General features: G+C 39.2%; 19 protein-coding genes. 5 read left to right on the plus strand and 14 right to left on the minus strand.

The window, feature by feature from the left end; all coding sequences use genetic code 11:
• The first annotated feature begins 46 nt into the window (after nucleotides 1-46).
• A complete protein-coding gene (locus DRF67_RS05245) occupies nucleotides 47-652 on the plus strand; it encodes a DUF2306 domain-containing protein (protein WP_185142057.1) in 606 nt (201 codons plus the stop codon).
• 14 nt (nucleotides 653-666) lie between these two features.
• On the opposite strand, the gene DRF67_RS05250 is transcribed toward DRF67_RS05245, so the two are convergent.
• From DRF67_RS05250 to DRF67_RS05265, 4 genes are all read right to left on the minus strand, one after another.
• Nucleotides 667-2,157, minus strand: coding sequence for a phosphoethanolamine transferase (locus DRF67_RS05250; RefSeq protein WP_115927284.1), 1,491 nt, complete (start codon nucleotides 2,155-2,157; stop codon nucleotides 667-669).
• Between the two features lie 483 nt (nucleotides 2,158-2,640).
• Entirely contained in the window at nucleotides 2,641-3,195 is a 555-nt protein-coding gene (locus DRF67_RS05255) for a serine O-acetyltransferase (protein WP_165851746.1), read from the minus strand.
• A 10-nt stretch (nucleotides 3,196-3,205) separates the two neighbouring features.
• Nucleotides 3,206-4,354 (minus strand): glycosyltransferase, encoded by a 1,149-nt coding sequence (locus DRF67_RS05260; RefSeq protein WP_115927286.1) that lies wholly within the window; start codon nucleotides 4,352-4,354, stop codon nucleotides 3,206-3,208.
• Between the two features lie 36 nt (nucleotides 4,355-4,390).
• Nucleotides 4,391-4,960 (minus strand): acyltransferase, encoded by a 570-nt coding sequence (locus tag DRF67_RS05265; protein WP_115927287.1) that lies wholly within the window; start codon nucleotides 4,958-4,960, stop codon nucleotides 4,391-4,393.
• A gap of 54 nt (nucleotides 4,961-5,014) precedes the next feature.
• Between DRF67_RS05265 and DRF67_RS05270 the strand changes: the two genes are divergently transcribed.
• From DRF67_RS05270 to DRF67_RS05280, 3 genes are read left to right on the plus strand one after another with little or no spacing between them, the layout of a single operon-like run.
• Nucleotides 5,015-5,989, plus strand: coding sequence for a 3-oxoacyl-ACP synthase III family protein (locus DRF67_RS05270; RefSeq protein ID WP_115927288.1), 975 nt, complete (start codon nucleotides 5,015-5,017; stop codon nucleotides 5,987-5,989).
• A 31-nt stretch (nucleotides 5,990-6,020) separates the two neighbouring features.
• Nucleotides 6,021-6,254 carry a phosphopantetheine-binding protein gene (locus DRF67_RS05275; RefSeq protein ID WP_115927289.1) on the plus strand — a complete coding sequence of 78 codons (234 nt, stop codon included), beginning with the start codon at nucleotides 6,021-6,023 and terminating at the stop codon, nucleotides 6,252-6,254.
• On the plus strand, nucleotides 6,254-7,012 hold the full coding sequence (locus tag DRF67_RS05280) for an SDR family NAD(P)-dependent oxidoreductase (RefSeq protein ID WP_115927290.1): 759 nt from the start codon (nucleotides 6,254-6,256) through the stop codon (nucleotides 7,010-7,012). The genes DRF67_RS05275 and DRF67_RS05280 overlap by 1 nt, the downstream gene beginning before the upstream one ends.
• A gap of 3 nt (nucleotides 7,013-7,015) precedes the next feature.
• On the opposite strand, the gene DRF67_RS05285 is transcribed toward DRF67_RS05280, so the two are convergent.
• Genes DRF67_RS05285 through DRF67_RS05295 form a run of 3 tightly spaced genes read right to left on the minus strand, consistent with a single transcriptional unit; the run spans nucleotide 7,016 to nucleotide 9,521 of the window.
• Nucleotides 7,016-8,173 carry a glycosyltransferase gene (locus tag DRF67_RS05285; protein WP_115927291.1) on the minus strand — a complete coding sequence of 386 codons (1,158 nt, stop codon included), beginning with the start codon at nucleotides 8,171-8,173 and terminating at the stop codon, nucleotides 7,016-7,018.
• Nucleotides 8,170-8,976 carry a glycosyltransferase family 2 protein gene (locus DRF67_RS05290; protein WP_115927292.1) on the minus strand — a complete coding sequence of 269 codons (807 nt, stop codon included), beginning with the start codon at nucleotides 8,974-8,976 and terminating at the stop codon, nucleotides 8,170-8,172. The genes DRF67_RS05285 and DRF67_RS05290 overlap by 4 nt, the downstream gene beginning before the upstream one ends.
• Nucleotides 8,976-9,521 carry an acyltransferase gene (locus DRF67_RS05295; RefSeq protein ID WP_115927293.1) on the minus strand — a complete coding sequence of 182 codons (546 nt, stop codon included), beginning with the start codon at nucleotides 9,519-9,521 and terminating at the stop codon, nucleotides 8,976-8,978. The genes DRF67_RS05290 and DRF67_RS05295 overlap by 1 nt, the downstream gene beginning before the upstream one ends.
• Nucleotides 9,522-9,683: 162 nt before the next feature.
• On the opposite strand from DRF67_RS05295, the gene DRF67_RS05300 reads away from it, so the two are divergent.
• A complete protein-coding gene (locus DRF67_RS05300) occupies nucleotides 9,684-10,718 on the plus strand; it encodes an acyltransferase family protein (protein ID WP_115927294.1) in 1,035 nt (344 codons plus the stop codon).
• Nucleotides 10,719-10,758: 40 nt separating this feature from the next.
• On the opposite strand, the gene DRF67_RS05305 is transcribed toward DRF67_RS05300, so the two are convergent.
• The 7 genes from DRF67_RS05305 to DRF67_RS05335 form a co-directional block, all read right to left on the minus strand.
• Nucleotides 10,759-11,697 (minus strand): glycosyltransferase family 2 protein, encoded by a 939-nt coding sequence (locus DRF67_RS05305; RefSeq protein ID WP_115927295.1) that lies wholly within the window; start codon nucleotides 11,695-11,697, stop codon nucleotides 10,759-10,761.
• A gap of 30 nt (nucleotides 11,698-11,727) precedes the next feature.
• Nucleotides 11,728-12,558, minus strand: a complete 831-nt coding sequence (locus DRF67_RS05310; protein ID WP_115927296.1) for a glycosyltransferase — start codon at nucleotides 12,556-12,558, stop codon at nucleotides 11,728-11,730.
• On the minus strand, nucleotides 12,555-13,376 hold the full coding sequence (locus DRF67_RS05315; protein WP_115927297.1) for a glycosyltransferase family 2 protein: 822 nt from the start codon (nucleotides 13,374-13,376) through the stop codon (nucleotides 12,555-12,557). Before DRF67_RS05315 ends, DRF67_RS05310 begins: the two co-directional genes overlap by 4 nt.
• A gap of 300 nt (nucleotides 13,377-13,676) precedes the next feature.
• Nucleotides 13,677-14,345 carry an NAD-dependent epimerase/dehydratase family protein gene (locus tag DRF67_RS05320; RefSeq protein ID WP_115927298.1) on the minus strand — a complete coding sequence of 223 codons (669 nt, stop codon included), beginning with the start codon at nucleotides 14,343-14,345 and terminating at the stop codon, nucleotides 13,677-13,679.
• 45 nt (nucleotides 14,346-14,390) lie between these two features.
• Nucleotides 14,391-15,236, minus strand: coding sequence for a glycosyltransferase family 2 protein (locus tag DRF67_RS05325; protein WP_115927299.1), 846 nt, complete (start codon nucleotides 15,234-15,236; stop codon nucleotides 14,391-14,393).
• 1 nt (nucleotide 15,237) lies between these two features.
• Complete coding sequence (locus DRF67_RS05330) at nucleotides 15,238-16,353, minus strand: glycosyltransferase WbsX family protein (RefSeq protein WP_115927300.1); 1,116 nt, start codon at nucleotides 16,351-16,353, stop codon at nucleotides 15,238-15,240.
• Nucleotides 16,350-16,973, minus strand: a complete 624-nt coding sequence (locus tag DRF67_RS05335; protein ID WP_115927301.1) for a DapH/DapD/GlmU-related protein — start codon at nucleotides 16,971-16,973, stop codon at nucleotides 16,350-16,352. Before DRF67_RS05335 ends, DRF67_RS05330 begins: the two co-directional genes overlap by 4 nt.
• Nucleotides 16,974-16,983 lie beyond the last annotated feature (10 nt).

Genomic DNA, 16,983 nt, shown 5'->3' on the forward strand with positions numbered 1-16,983 from the left:
TGAAGCCGCTGTAATGCTCATTTTTACAGGAAAAAAATTGACAATTATGAAAAAGCTGCTGTTTGTCATGATGGGTGTATTGGCGTTGGTTATAGGAGTATATCCACTGATGTATGCCTTCGTTGAGCATAAATACACTTTTCTGGGCTCAAAGTCCCCTGAATTACTTCAGAGTATAATCTGGAAAACCTTATTTTTTGCCCATATTATTTTCGGAGGGCTCGCTCTGTTTGTTGGCTGGCGACAGTTTGGCGATTCATTCCGGACTAAGTATACCGGAATACACAGAATTATTGGAAAGCTTTATATACTATCAGTGCTTATAAGCTCAGTGTCCGGGATATATATTGGATTCTATGCCAATGGTGGAATTATTTCGGGTATGGGATTTATTTGTTTAGGAATAATCTGGTTGGTTACCACGCTTCTGGGGTTGATATATATAAGAAAAGAATCTGTGGCAAAGCATAAACAGTTCATGATCTATAGCTACGCCTGTACTTTGGCTGCCGTTACACTAAGGCTATGGTTCCCTTTATTGAAAAATCTTACCCATGATCCTGTCAATTCTTATCTTGCTGTGGCATGGCTATGTTGGGTGCCTAATGTATTAGTCGCCTACTTTATTAATAAAAATACCGCAAAGACGTAAGGTTGAGTGCTTACTTATTCTGGCAGTTGGTCATACTCCATACTCTTCATATTCAGATTCAAATATTTATTCTCTTCGTTTTTATAATGTTGCGGTTCTTCCAATCCCATATATTTCATGATGAGCGGATAGATGTAAGTAGTCTGGATCAGCTTTGGATCACGTCCGGTAATGCGGTAGGCAGAAGAGACTTTATCTCCATACCATACAAAGAAAGGTACTTGTGTTGATTCTTTGGAGTCCGTATGCAGGAGTTTGTCGCCTTGAATTTTAAGACCATGGTCTGAGGCATAGATGACTACAGAGTTTGTATTCTTTAGGGTACTGAAAATATCCTTCATCACATAATCAGTATATTGTATAGAATTGTCATAGCAGTCCATATTTCCGGATTTCCAGGTGTCCGGCAGTCTGTTGCATGGATTAGGGTGGCTTCCCATGATGTGGAAAACAATGAATTTAGGATCCCTTTTCCGGATGACGTTATGCAATTCCGGGATAATGGCTTCGTCATATCCATTTACCCATTTTTTGTTTTTGGCCATTGAAGCGATGGCGGTTATTCCTTTAGCACTGGCTTGTGTACTGATCCAAAAGGAATTATAGCCAGCCTGGTTGGCAAGATTAACGATGTTGTGTGACAATTTATCATACCGGTATCTGAACTCATCCGGATGTATGCTGGAAAGAATAAGGGGAACACTCAGATTGGTAATTCCCGCAGGGGAAACCGCCTGATCATAAATCATCATGTTTTTGGCTTCGAGATCCGTATTAGGAGTGGTTTTCTTGGAATACCCATATAATGACATATTTTGCTTTCTTTCCGATTCTCCAATGATCAGAATAACATTCTCTATCCCTGGCTGTGCTGGTTTAATGCTAAAAACGGGAATGTTTTTCTGGATCATCGTGATATCCTGCTGGATTTTGAAAGCCGTATTGAAGTCGGACAAATGATAGAATACACTTTTGATCATCTTTCCGCCTCCTTTATTGCTTACATATCTGTGCTTGATAAAAAAAGCGAATGGCATGATCAGCCACAGCAAGGCAATGCTGGTATATTTGAAATCAAATTTCACGCGATCCTTCAGGGAACTGACAGAATAAAACAGCAATCCCATAAAAATGAAAAATAAAATACCCGGTAGAATAAACATGTAAGACATGCTGATTGCTTCATCTGCATTCGACTCCAGTATACTGATCGCCATTCCTACGTTGAATCCGGAGTGGTAGATAAAATAACAGGATACCGAAATCAAGAAATTGAGGCCTAAGAATATGCAGAGAAGAACTGCAATAATTTTTGTATAGCTATTTTTGAACAGAAATGCATTGAAAATAAGGAAGGAAAAGAACATGATCCCATATTCAAAAATATTCCGGATGCTTTCCCATTTCTCAGCGCCGGAAAGGTTGTCAAACAGATACGGAAAGGAAAGGAGAAAGCCTGTGATATAGATTAGGATAATAAGAGCTGGAAATATTTTTTTGAACATGGTGTAGATAATTGCCTTTACAGTTAAGATGATTTTTATAATCTGTCTCAAGAGTTTCCGGAGCAAGGTGAACTGACGGGCTTTGCGCTGTAGTGCCAGCTATTTTTTAGCAGTACAGATAATGCACAGTTCCGATGGGAAACTGCTGATAGATCGTCGGCAAAGTTTCACAGCAGAATTTTTCCTGCTTAGATTTTCGTGATGGTAAAAGGTGAAACTTTAGAACTGATATTCAGATAAAGGGGGGACTAAAATGGTGTTTTTTTCATCATAAGTATTGTTTTCAAATCCTGGAGTGTGTTTTTTTATTGAGCTTGTTTTTCAGAAAGTAACATGATAGAGATGGGTCATGCCAGCCAGATTCATAACGTTTCAGGAAACGCTATAGTCATGTCTTTAATCATCAAATCATGTTATTTTTGACAAATGTAAACGAAATAAGTATTCTATGCAATAGATTTTTTACTATAACTGTTGGAGACTCTATACTTTACGGTTGATATATTCTTTTGTGGCATCGCTGGCAGGAATGATTTTGGCAGGGTTTCCCAAAACAACTGAATCTGAAGGGACATCAAAATTCACATACGAATTGGGCACCACCAATACATTATTGCCGATCGTTACAGCACCTACAATTACAGCGTTGGTGCCGATCCATACTTCGTCCCCGATCACCGGGCTGCCTTCGTTTTTGCCCCGGTTCTGCTGGCCGATCGTAACGCCTTGCGCGATGTTGCAGTTTTTTCCTATAATGGTTTTGGGATTGATGACCAGACTTCCCCAGTGTCCCAGGTAGAAGCCTTCTCCAATCTGTGTTTCAGGATAGATCTGAAACCCGTATTTAATCTGATAATGCCTTAGAACGATTCGCCAGAAAGTATTCAGAAAAGGCTTTTTCTGATACTTCTGAGCCATTCTCAGGATGTACACGAAATGGAGATTGGGATTAATGCATTTTTTCCAGATCTCAAACCTGGATAGCCATTTTCCACTTTCCCGGTAAAAGTCTTTTTGAATAATCGAATAATCAGCCATGGTCAATATTTTAAACTTCATCAATTATTTTCTGAAGATGTTCTACAGATTTTTCCAAAACAAATGGCAGTTCAGTTTCTGAAATTTGTTTTTTGTATTGCTCCGCAGCCGCGCGATCCGTGAGAAACTTTTTCATTCCGTCATAAATTCCTTCCTCGGAGTTAGCTGTAATATTTCCCAGTTTTCCATCCTGTAGAAGGTCTCTGATCCCGGAAATATCGGTGGCGGAAATAGGTTTGTTGAGAATAAGGGCTTCAGCAATGATGGTGGGAAAACCTTCGTGTCGCGAAGACATGATATAAAAATCCGCCTTCTTCATATACGGGTATGGATTGCTGCTGAAACCGAGCATTTTTGCCGTATCCTGAAGGCCTAAAGTGTTGAGCTGTTCCTGGATGTTATTAAAGTCATATCCGTCGCCAATGATGAGAAGCTGGTGCTTCAACCCTTCATCAATCAGTTTTTTATGTACATTCAGTAGTCTGTCATACCCTTTCTGCGGGTAAACAGTACCTACGGTCACAAAAGTGGGAAGATCAGCCGTAAAAGGATAGTCGGTAATGGATACATTTGCTTTCTGTAACGTGTCCTCTCTATCGATGGGGTTGTATATCTTGATCACCGATTGTTTTTCAGCATCATTTTTTGCTAGCTGGTACATCCCCTCCTGAAGTTTATTGGAGATCACAAGGATCCTGTCAAACTTAAAGAATTGTCTGATGACGTCCGGTGTATAGTCTTTCAGGTTGAAGATGTCATTCTGCACCCAGATGATCTTTTTCGAGTCTTTTTGCGGACTGGAAAGAATTTCCCGGTACATGGCATGAATCGCAGCAATCTCTACATCATATTTTTTATTTTTTAAAACAAATTTATAAAGCAGGGAAGGAAACCAAAGAAACATTTTCTGATAAAGAACCCTGAATGCTTTCACGGGAATCTCCTGTGGCCTGTTGGTTGTGATCATTTCGCCTTTCAGAAGATAGTATAGATTTACCCAGGACGGAACTTCTTTTATGTATAACCCTGAATATAGATTCACCAGCAGGTCCACTTCATATTGATCAGCGGGAAGGTTTTTCAGAAAGTTGATCAAAACTTTTTCAGCCCCGCCGTGGCGTAAAGAACCTATACGAATGAGGAGTTTTTTCTTTTTCAATTTGCTTTGTTGTTTTATAATTTTTACAAGACTAAATTATTTAATTTTTCTTGCTTTTTTATATTTGTAAGGAAGATTTTCTTTGATATAGGCATCAAGTTTTTTCCTGTCTTTCTCAAGTTCACGGGGATATTCCGGGTTGTTTTTAAGAACAATATCACCATAATCTTCAATGGTACAGAGAAACTGCGCCGGATTTCCGATAAAAACGGTGTTGTCCGGCATCGATTGTGACAATACGGAATTGGCCCCTAAAATGCAGTTATTCCCGATCTGTACATCCTGCATAATGACGCAGTTCAGACCGATTGTACAGTTGTTTCCGATCTTGATCCTTCCCAGGATTCTTGCATCTTCATATCCGGGAAGTCTTCTCAGCAGGGTAGTGGTCCCGCCGTGGTTCACAAACCTTACGCCGCCGGCAATATTCACGTTATCGCCAATCTCAATGAGGTAGGGTTCTGTTCCGAAATAAATTTTATCGGGCATATTGAAGCTTTTGCCCACTTTCATGCCCCTGTACTTTGCCGCTTCAAGACTGGCCCTATTCAAAAAAGATTGATAGAGAGAGTCTATTTTTAACAGGATTCTAAATATAAAAATCATCACAGGTGTAAATTTGTTTTTATTTACTTTTGCAAAGAAAGAGAATTTATTAATATGATGAAAATTTCAAAAATAGAATATTATCTGCCTCAGCAGGTGCTCACTAATCATGATCTGGAAAGTTTGTTTCCTGAATGGAGCTCTGAGAGAATTCAGGAGAAAGTGGGGATCAGCCAGCGCCACATTTCTTCGGACAATGAGACGGTACTGGATATGGCCGTGCAATCTTCAGAGAAGATTTTTGAAACTTACGACAGGGACAAAGTAGACTTTATTCTGTTCTGTACCCAAAGCCCTGAGTATTTCCTGCCTACAACGGCCTGTATTTTGCAGGACAGATTGGGGCTCAGAAAAAACATAGGAGCCATAGATTTTAATCTTGGATGTTCAGGGTTTGTATATGGACTGGCTTTTGCCAAGGGGCTGATCTCTGCAGGTATTGCGAAAAGCATTCTTTTGGTGACCTCAGAAACCTATACCAAGCACATTCATCCTGAGGATAAAGGAAACCGCAGTATTTTTGGAGATGCTTCCGCTTCAGCAATTGTTGAAAAAGCAGAAGGTGCCCATGATTACCAGTTTTGTCTGGGAACAGATGGGAGTGGTGCAGAGAATCTGATCGTAAAAAAAGGTGCTTTTAAAAAAGATTTTGAACTGAATCCGGACCATGAGTTCAGTGCTGAAAATATTTATATGAATGGTCCTGAAATTTTCAACTTCACCATTGCAAATATTCCAGGGCTGGTAAAAGAAACGCTTGAGGTAAACGGAATGACAATGGATGATATTGATCATTTTGTTTTTCATCAGGCAAATTCCTTTATGCTGAATTATTTAAGAAAGAAAACCAAAATACCGGCAGAAAAGTTCTATATTGATATGGAAACCACCGGGAATACGGTTTCGGCGACCATTCCTATTGCTCTGAAAAATATGATGGATAAAGGAATGCTGAAGACAGGGGATAAAGTTTTAATGGCCGGATTTGGAGTAGGGTACTCGTGGGGTGCCACCATTATGGAAATATAAGATTAACAACATTTAAAATAAAATTGTCAATATGAAAACATCCGTTTTTTTAGAAAAACTACAAGAAGAGCTGGAGGAAGATGAAACGCTTACCGTTGAAACAAATTTAAAATCTTTAGAGAGCTATGATTCTATTAGTCTGCTTTCTGTCATTGCGTTCGTAGATGAGAATTTCAATGCAAAGATCGATACCAAGCATTTTAAAGATATCAATACTGTTTCGGATCTGATGAATGTGATTGGGAAAGAAAACTTTGAAGATTAATGGATGCTTTCTCGCTAAAAAATAAAACAATTCTTATTACAGGGGCTTCTTCCGGGATCGGGAGAAGCTGTTCTGTAGAATGCAGCAGAAGTGGAGCCAGCCTGATCCTTGTGGGACGCAATGAGGAAGAACTCATTAAAACCGCTTCGCAGTTAAGTCCAGATACAAAAGTAGCAATTATTGCTGAAGATATTACCCATTCTGAACAGATTGAGGCGCTTATTGCCGACCGGGTTGCCGTTTTAGGGAAAATATCAGGTTTCATTCACTGTGCAGGAATAGAAAAAACACTGCCGTTGAAAAAGCACAGTCCGCAGCTGTATCATGATATCTTTGAAATCAATGTGATTGCCGGATTTGAAATTGCAAAGATTCTATCTTTAAAGAAATATAAGGATGATACATCCAGTTTTGTATTTATTTCATCCGTCGCAGGGATGGTAGGAGAGGCTGGAAAAGCGGCATATTCTGCCAGCAAGGGTGCTGTAATTGCCGGCGCTCGCTCACTTGCAATGGAACTCTCCAGAGGGAATATCCGGGTCAACAGTATTAGTCCTGCAATGATAAATACTCCGATTTTAGAAAGAATGTTTGAAGATATCGGAGATGAAGCTTCTTCCGAAATAATAAAAAAGCATCCGCTGGGAATAGGTGAACCTATTGATGTAGCGAATGCATGTATATTTCTTCTTTCCGATGCCGCAAGGTGGGTCACAGGGACCAATCTTGTGATCGACGGAGGATATTCTGCACAGTAGTTTCTATTGCTTATGAAGAGTTTCGATAATCTCTTCCACACTGTCAAATATATTTTGATTGTCAAACTGACTCTCAATGTTTTTAAGATTTTCCCTGATATGTAGAACAAGGTCCGGATCTGTAAGAAAGGCTTTCATTCCTTCATACATTTCGTCCACCTCATAGTTGATGAGGTATCCTGTCTCACGATCTTTAATCATCAATCCCACATCCCCTACATTGGTCGCTACAATAGGCTTCTGAAGAACCAACGCTTCGGCAATGACCAGCGGCCACGCTTCAGATTCGGAAGGAAGAACAAAGTAATCTGCCTTTTTGATATATGGATAAGGATTCATCTGGTTGCCGGCTAAAATAAACGTTTTTTCTACGTTGCTACTGGCGGCCTGGGCTTTCAGATTCTTCATTTCTCCACCGTCTCCGATGATGACAATGCTGTGATGAAAACCTTCGTCGATAAGCCTTTTGTGGGCTTCAATAAGTTTATGATAGCCTTTTCTTGAATGCAGTCTTCCAATCGAGACAAAAACAGGACCTTCCGGGAAATTGTCCAGCTTTTCTTCTGCCTTGCGTTTAATCTCCTCAATAGGGATCGGATTGATGATCACACTCTCTGCAGGATACTTCAGCTCCGGATAATACTGGTGCATCATGTCTTTTATTTTGTGAGAGCAGTACACCATATGATCGAATTGGGGAAAGCTTTTCAGTACACCCGGTACCAGAGGCTGGAATTTCGGGACGTTGATCTCGGAATGAAACCATCCTATTTTTTTAGAATTCTTGTGGGTAGAATTGAGAATTACATTGTAATCTCTGTAATCCATGCCTATTTCTATATCAAAAGTATCATTGATGATGCGGTCAGCGAGAACAGGATTTCTTTTTAGTTTTCTAAGCTTCATTCTCCTGGCGATCAGCTGCAGCTTCTGCACTACTGAATTGCCTGAAAAATCCTCTTTTCCATCTGTAAGATAAACCTTTCGGATGTGCTTTGGAAGTTCATCACGCAGTTTTCCCTGATTGAGGGTAAGGCATACTGTCATTTCGAACTTTTCTGTGTCGAGATTGTTCAGAAGTCCCAGCAGGACTTTTTCCACACCGCCCATTTCCATAGAGTGATGCCTGAACAAAATTTTTATTTTTTTATGTAAAGTCATGAGAACTTTCTTATAATTCTTGAAAGCAATGTGTTTTGCTTATTGAAGATATAGTTGGGCAGATCATCAATTTTATCAATTTCTGTACCATACAGGGAGTCTGTCTTTCTTCTTTTGAGGGTATTATAAAGGACAATATGCCAGTTCTTATATAATTTCTCCTTCTTTTTTTTATCCTGAGAAACTCCTTTAGCATGGGTTCTGTACAGGTAGATGGATTTTTTTATAAAATGAAAGTCTCCTTTTTCATATAATTTCAAATAGAGATCCTGATCTACTGATGAGGTAAGGCCGTCATCGATGCCTTCCGTCTGATCGTAAGCTTTTTTTCTGTACGTGAAAAAGTGAGCTACCTCAAAGCGGATATTAAAAAAGTTTGGATCACCATTTTTTATCTTTCTTGTGTACGAAAATAGCTTTTCCGGAACCAGCTGCTCATTGCAGACATCAAAAAGAGAATAGGTGGCTACCGTGTTGTTGTTTGAAAAGGCTTTTATACTTTCTTCTAAAGCATTACTGGTCAAAGCATCATCCGGATCAACGAAACCACATAGGTCACCGGTTGCCAGTTCGGCACATCTCTTTTTGGTATATCCCACGCCTTTATTCACGGTATTTTCATAAAAGAAAAACCGTGGATCATGGGCGATCATTTCTTTTACCGCCTGCTTTTCTGATTCATCAGAGCAATCGTCTACAATAATGACCTCCCAGTTGGTGTAGGTCTGGTTCAGGATACTTTCAAAGCAGTCTTTGAAAAAGAGCGCATTATTATAATGGGCAATAAGGATAGAGAACTTCATTATTGATGGGACTTGAATATTAATTCTTGATGATTGACTACGGTTGTGCCGGATGGAACATCTTTATGGATCGTGCAGCCTGCTCCTATAATGCAGTTGTCGCCGATGCTAACGCCTTTCAGTACGGTAACATTGCTTCCAAGCCAGCAGTTTTTTCCTATGCTAATAGGTGCTGTGGTAAACTTAGAAGAATGTAGCTTATACTGAGGCTGGGTTTCGTATGCATGGTTGTGATCATATAGCTTTACATTCTCCCCGAATAATGTATTATCGCCAATAGAAATGCTGTCCAGGCAATTGATAGAGCAGAAGTTATTCATGAAGAAGTTATTGCCAATTTCCAGACTGGCATTCTGCTCCACAAGCACATGAACATAATTCCTGAAGCTGACCCCCTCTCCTATACTAACCTTTTTTAAATTTCCATGAAGAATAAAATGATCGTTTATTCCAAGCTTTATTCCCTTAAAGGAAACATTAGGGTGTTTTCTGAGAAGTGAAATCTGGCTTTTTCGTTGAAGTTTGGCTAGGATTTCATAGAGCATATTTAAATTTATTTCCCATTTGTATTTACAAATATAATTTGTTTTACAGAATTATAAGAATAAATCTTATTTTTGTGCCTTAAAATTAACACTTTAAATGAAATACAACTGTCAGCAGCTTGGGGCAGATATGTTTTGATAAAGTAAAGCATTTTGTGTTCTGTGAAGATAGGTCAGATTACATTTACCAGATTTATTGCTGCCATGGCAATTGTTATTTCCCATTTCAATAAAGATCTGTTTTTATATAAGATAGAGTATATATCCAATCTTTTTTTGAGAGCCAATGTGGGAGTCAGTTACTTTTTTATTCTCTCAGGTTTTATCATGATTGTGGCGTACGGCCAAAAGAACAAGATAGATTACTTCGAATTTTATAAGAACCGGTTTGCAAGAATTTATCCGTTGTATGTATTGGGGCTTCTGCTGTATTTTCTTACCAGATCTCATCTGTTTGACGGATATAAGGTGCTTTTGTATGCACTTGGACTACAGAGCTGGATTCCAGGCGAAGCGATGATCTTAAACTTTCCCGGCTGGTCTATTTCCGTAGAATTCTTTTTTTATCTGCTTTTTCCCCTTCTGTATAATTACTTTTATTCCCGAAAAAATAAGATCATATGGATCTTCGCGATTGCTATCTGGCTGGCTACCCAGATTTTTTCAAACTGGTATCTTGCTTTGGACGCATATGAAGGCCCGCACACAAAAAGCCATGAATTCTTGTATTATTTTCCGGTGTGGCATCTTAACGAATTCCTGATCGGAAACCTTGCCGGTTTGTATTTTATAAAAAACTTCAGACCCAAAAAATATGATATCCAGATTATCCTTCTTTTTCTGTTGATTGTGTTGGTATTGATGTTCGTTCCGCTGTTTTATCACAATGGTCTGATGGCTTTGCTTTTTGTTCCCGCCATTATTATGATTTCCTGTAATAATGGATGGATCACCAGGCTGTTTTCAAAAAAACCGCTTGAATATCTTGGCGAGATCAGCTATGCCGTCTATATTACACATATTCCTGTTCTTTATTTGCTCAGGGAATTTTTAAGAATACAGGAATATAACTTAGATATTGATACCGTGTTTGTGATCTATGTGATGGTATTGCTGATCTCTTCAGCATTGTTTTATCAGGGGATTGAAAAACCAATGCGTGATCTTTTACGAAGGATCAGTTTTAAAAAGAATTAGCAGATTAAGATAAACTAGATACTTAGGTTATAAAAGGAGATTACAATAGATGCTTTCTAAAGTTAATGTTATACAGTCCTGAACGCATACTCGGATAATCTGTTACCAAATATTTTGTGATCATTCCCCATTTTTTCAGGAAGGGAGCATTGGCAATGACAAAACTTCTGTATACTCTTTTGATGTGCAGCCTGATCTCCGGCGGCAAAGTCTTTTCATTTTCTGCCCATCTGTTGACTTCCGCCCAGAGTACCACCCGTGTTGAGGCTGGTTTTATCTGTTTGCTTTCTACTTTAGTGATCCTATTGTTCTCGTGTACACCTCTCACAGAGACGGCAGCGTCGATAATTCCCGGATATAGATTAAGATAATAGGAGAGCCTGAATAAAAATTCGGTATCCTGGTGAAGTCGTAAATGGGTTTTAAATAGGTGCTCCATGCTGTCCAGAGAGCTTTTCCGAACGGTCAGCGCATCGAGGCTGAACAGTCCGAAAGTTCCTCTCATATTAAGCAATCCGGGGAAGAGATCCCTGGGCTGTTGTTTTTTGTAAACGGTAGTTAAACGGTCTCCAAAAACTTTATAATACTGTTCTTTTGCCTTTTCGGAATAGTAATGTACCCCAATGGCTCCGTAAACTCCGTCTACCTTATTATTTTTGAAAAGTTCCTTTTCCGCATCAAAACGGTTAGGAAGATAATAATCATCCGCGTCCAGGAATGAGATGAAGTCTCCTTCCGCTTTTTCCATTCCCAGGTTTCTGCTGGCTCCGGCACCATGGTTACCCTTGTCAGGATGCTGGTAAAGCTTTACCCTGCTGTATTTTTCAGCAAGCTCCCGGCAGACCTGCAGTGCATTATCAGGAGATTGATCTTCTACCATGACCACTTCATAGACTTCTTCAAACTGAAGAGCAGATTCTACAGCTCTGGAGACATAGTGTTCTGCATTATAAACGGGGATAATTACTGAAATTTTCATTGTGCTGAGAGGGTAAATATAGTCTTAGGATTATTTGATCTTAAATATTTTTTTCATGATAAGACCCATAACGAACGGTACACGGGAAATATTATGCTGGAGCGTTTTGAAACGGTCTATCGTAAACTTTGTATTTTCCGTCATTCCATACTCCGAGAAATCAACTTCCGGAACAGCCTTATGTTTGAAGGTGGAATTCATCAGGTTAAACTGGTGGACGATCTGAATGTACATTTCTTTGCTGTCTTCTACAGAAAAGTTTTCATAGTCACGGTAGCTGTTGTGGGCTCTTTCCTTCAGCATCGTCCTGAAGTTGTCTACACTTTCTGCCAGGCTTACAAATGGATTCGCTACTGCATTGTATACGGTAACGACAGCTTTGTGATTGGGCTGTACCGTAAGCTGATATCCTCTTCTCAGATCGATAACAAGATCATGTACGGGTTTGAAGTATTGCTGTACGGTTTTTACATAATCCTGGTGAAGCATGTCATCGTTATCCAGCTCACTGGTGATGACAAATTTTGTCTCGGGAGTAAAGAACTGCGGAATCACTTCCACCGCTTTTGTTTTCATCTCATCAAAATCCTCTACAAAAACAGGTTTGAAAGTAGGATATTCCTCTTCAATCTCTTTGATGATTTTTCTAAACTTATCTGAAGTGTTGACGTCAAAAAAAGGAAGCCAGACAAAATTCTGATTGGTTTGATTTTTATAGGAAGGAAGTACGTAGGTTCTGAATAGTCTGAACCTGTCATCCAGCCATTCTTCCGTAAGGGGTTTAAAGCCCGAACGGGTTTCGTTCCAGCCTCTTGTGGGAACATTGAATCTTGTCATGATCACGTGTACAAACTGACTCATCTGAATAAATTTATTAAAAAGTTGTATATTCTGTAAGGTTTACTGGAATAGATACTCTCCAGTTTTTTTTCATAAAAGGTTTTTCTGTTTAAGAGCGAAATATAGCTTGGAAAGAACTCGTGGAAGAGGGCTTTATGCTTCTCATATACCGCATGGTATATAAACTCTTTTTTATCGGTATTTCCAGTGATTTCCTTGATCATAGAGGTTTCCGGATGTGATCTGTAATTGAAGACTGGATAATCAATTTTAGTAATGGGCTGTTTTCTATGGGTGGAAATCAGCTGTATCCAGAACTCCCAGTCCTCGAAGCCATGTCTTAATTTTTCGTCATAGACAATCCCCTCATCAAAGTATTTTTTTGGAAACAGGGAAGTACAGTATAGCTTGTTTCCCAGCAGCAGTTCTTTCAGAGTAAATTTCTCCTGCAGATTGGATTTTTTGCTGGTATGCCCAAAGGTTACGGTATCTGAAAAAACAATTAGAGTGTCAGGATCCTGGTCAAGAACCGCAATCATTTTTTCTAAGGCAAGCGGGTTCAGTGTATCGTCGGCATCCAAAGGCAGGATATACTCTCCTGAAGCATTTTTGATGCCTGTATTTCTCGCTCCGGACAAACCTCTGTTTTCCTGATGAATATATCGTATTCTGTCGCTTTCAAGCGTACGGGAGACTGCCTCGGTATCATCTGTAGAACCATCGTCTACAATTATACATTCCCAGTTGGTATATGATTGGTTTCTGACAGATTCTACACACTCATTCAGATATTTTGCATGATTGAAGCAGGGTACAATGATGGAAACTTTAGGGGTCATTCAATATGTTTTTTAGTGTGAAAGATCACTGAATTTGTTATGAAAAACTTATCACAGCTCAATATGGTGTATATTCTCTATCTAAAAACAGTTTCGGCTGTTCTTTCTGTTCAATTTCGGGAGCAGGAACTGCTGTTTTGGTTTTTATAATCATTTGTATTATGGTTTATCGTGAGGGAAATATAAATTATTTTTTCTTTGCCCTTTCCGCCACAATTATCGGGGATAAAGGTATAGTTTTTCTAATATTCTGCAGGTCTTCTTTAGGATGTATCTATCCGGGTTAAGATTTTTTAATATTTATAAATACGCTTTAAATAATTTGTTCAGGTATTCTTCTGAGGATATCCCCGCAAAAAAAGATTCTGTAAGAGGATTAAACTCGATATTATAATTTGAACCTTCATTTACATTTTCGTACACTGCCTTTTTTCCAAGATGGATTTCCAGTTGTGACAGGATATCCGATAGGGAATATTGGTGGGGGTACGTAAGGTTTATAATTTCATTGCTGAAGTCCTCCAGATGGCGTTCTGCAAATAATGCAATATCATCAGTGCCAATCAGGATCCTTCTTGCGTGGCTGTGAATGGTGATCTGTTTTTCTGATAAAATCGAGTTTTTAAGGAAATTAATCAGCGTATTAGGATTCCCTCCATGGCCTACGGCATTTCCTATCCGAAAAATAATAAAATTTCTGCACTGCTCCATAATCATCTTTTCTGCATTCAGTTTATGGGCTACATAAGGACTTTCCGCCTTCGTAGGGTCGTAAATGCTGCATGTGGAGAAATAGATCAGTTTTTTTTCAGGGTAGTCGTTTATGGTTGATTGTAAAAGACTTAATTCTCTTTCAAACTGAGCGTGGTCTGTTTCCAGAGAATTGGAAACTCCTGATGCAAAATACAGTACATCTTCTCTGTCATAAGGTCTTACAGCATTTGCCAGAATTCCATTGCCAATAATCATATATTTTTCGTCTAATTAAGCGGGTTTATATTGTGGCAAAAGCCGTTACAGATATTTAAATATTTTAAACAATCCCAGTTTGTCTCCAAGTCTCGTCCATTTTGATTTTTTTACCAAATCCAGCTTATGAACAAGCTGTTGATATTTGTTTTTTGAAACATAGTTTTCAAAGAAGAGGTCCTCAATATCAATGTTTCTTCGCTCCGCCATCTTGATCATCGCTACCCAGTGCCAGAATACGGCCTTTTCCATATTTTGTGTTGTAGAAATCCCATTTTTGTGGATTCTGTACAGGTAGAGATCTTCATCTATGTATTTTACGGGTGCTGTTTCACACATTTTCATATACCAGTCCTTATCTTCAGCAATTTTTAGAAAAGGATCAATGCCGGAGGTCTGTTGGTAAATCTTTTTCTTTAGCGTCGCAAAACTTGAAATTTCACCTTTGAAATTATAGTATGACTGATCTAATGCCGTGATCTGTTTTGCTTTGTGCACAGATTTTGGGTTGAGGTGCTCATCACAAAATACAAGGTTGGAATATACCAGACCAGCCTCTTCATTCTCGGCATGGGTTTTTAAAATAATTTCCAGGGCATGAGGAACCAAAGCGTCATCAGGATCAAGGAAACCACATATTTCAGATTCAGCAAGGTCTATTAACCTCTTTTTGGTATATCCGATCCCTCTGTTTTTTTCATTTTGATAGACCTTCACCCGGGGATCCTTTTCTGCAATTGAATGAAGGATTTCCATAGAATTATCAGTAGAGCCGTCATCCAGGATAACCGTTTCCCAGTCTGTTTCTGTCTGGGCAATTAAGCTTTGGTAGCATTCTTCAAAAAAATGACCATTGTTATAATTGGCGATAAGTACACTGAATTTACTCATTCTAAGGGTGTTTGTTCAATATTTTCTTTAGAGCGTTCAGATAAGCGAAACCATATTTTCTGTCTGGTTCCAGGATGTTCCCTTCTGCCCATTCGTTCCAGGATTTCACGATTAAAAACCGTTCAGGGTAATCCTTTTTATCTTCAAGATAGCTCATTGCTTTTTCTACTTGCTTTTCAAATAATTCCGGTGAATTGTTACCCAAAATAATGCCATTGTAGCCACTTCTTGGGGTATTGTCCCAATTAGGCAGTACGCATGGGAAATTCGGAATGGTATGTTCCTCAAATTTGATATCTCTTACCACCATATTGGCATCCTGTATCCGTACTTTTTTTTGTTCTTTCTTTTTGATCCCCACAAGTCCCTTCACTCTGTTCTTATAATAGGTATAAGCAGAAATATAGTCTTTATGTTGAACGTAAGGCGCCCATGCTTTTTGAAAGGCATTCGAAATCTTAGCGTCATATCCCATCGATTGAAAATCGATATCATCACGTAGCTTATTGGAAGCCATTACATACAGATCATCAAATCCGTTTTTCTTCGCCAACTCTCTGAATTTTGAGATATAAAACGGGTCGCCGTCGTTCAGGTGGTTTGAATCGTAAATAATCAGAACAGGTTTATGATCCACTTTGATGTACCGCTCGTCTCTGAAAAAGGGTAAAAGGTATTCAAAATGGGCAATCAGGTCTTCTTCATTAGGGTATTCCTGCTTTACCAGAATTTTTTCAGAAAGGCCATGCCATATGCCGGACCAGGTTTCATTGGCCCAGCAGAAGCAAAAAGGAAAGTCCGGCTTTCCGGATTTCAATACATCGTTGGCTACACGCTCCAATAATTGTTTATTGTGGCCAAACCAATAGTGATAGTAGATAAATCCGTGCACCCCATAGTCTCTGGCCATCTGGGCCTGCTGTTCCCTTACTTCCGGTACCCGCAGGTCATAATATCCAAGGTCTGCAGGGTATATAGGCTGATCATGTCCTTCAAATAAAGGTTTGGCTTTCCCCACATTGGTCCATTCAGTAAACCCTTTTCCCCACCATTCGTCATTTTCGGGAACAGGGTGGTATTGAGGGAGGTAAAATGCAAGTGGCTTTATTTTTTTCATAACCGGTTTTCTTCTAATGTTTTTATTAATCTGGCAGGAATCCCTGCAATGACTGAATTTTTAGGAAAGCTTTTATTCACAACTGCATTGGCGCCTATAATGGAATTCTCACCAATGGTAACTCCCGGAAGGATGCATACGCCTTCCCCTATCCATACATTATCTTCAATAATGACCGGGCCTTTGGAATACAATGGCCTCATGCCCGGAATTTGTTGCAAAGCTTCAGCTGTAATATCTCCGTGGGAATGATCTGAAATGTAGATTCTGCTGGCCATCAAGACATTGTTGCCAATAATGATTTTATTGATTGCCCCGATGTGGACATCAGAATTGAAGCTTACCCCATCACCGATCACTATTTCGGGGTTAAAGGTCTCACCCTGAAAACGGTCCCATGCCTCCAGCCTGAGATGATATAAAGCGCTGAAGTTAGCTCCTATCGAAATGTACTTGGGATTTTTGATCCAATGTTCTTCAGGGATTGCTGAATTTGCCCCGAATTTTTTAAAGCTTTTCTTAGCCCATTCATTCAGTTTGTTTTGCTGATGAACCTTGTAAGCATTGGAATTCAGTACATCAAACAGGAAGTTTACAATATGTTTTTTTAAAAAATTCATATTTTTTAGA

The organism is Chryseobacterium pennipullorum (assembly GCF_003384725.1).
In the GTDB taxonomy this organism is placed as follows: Bacteria; Bacteroidota; Bacteroidia; order Flavobacteriales; family Weeksellaceae; genus Chryseobacterium; species Chryseobacterium pennipullorum.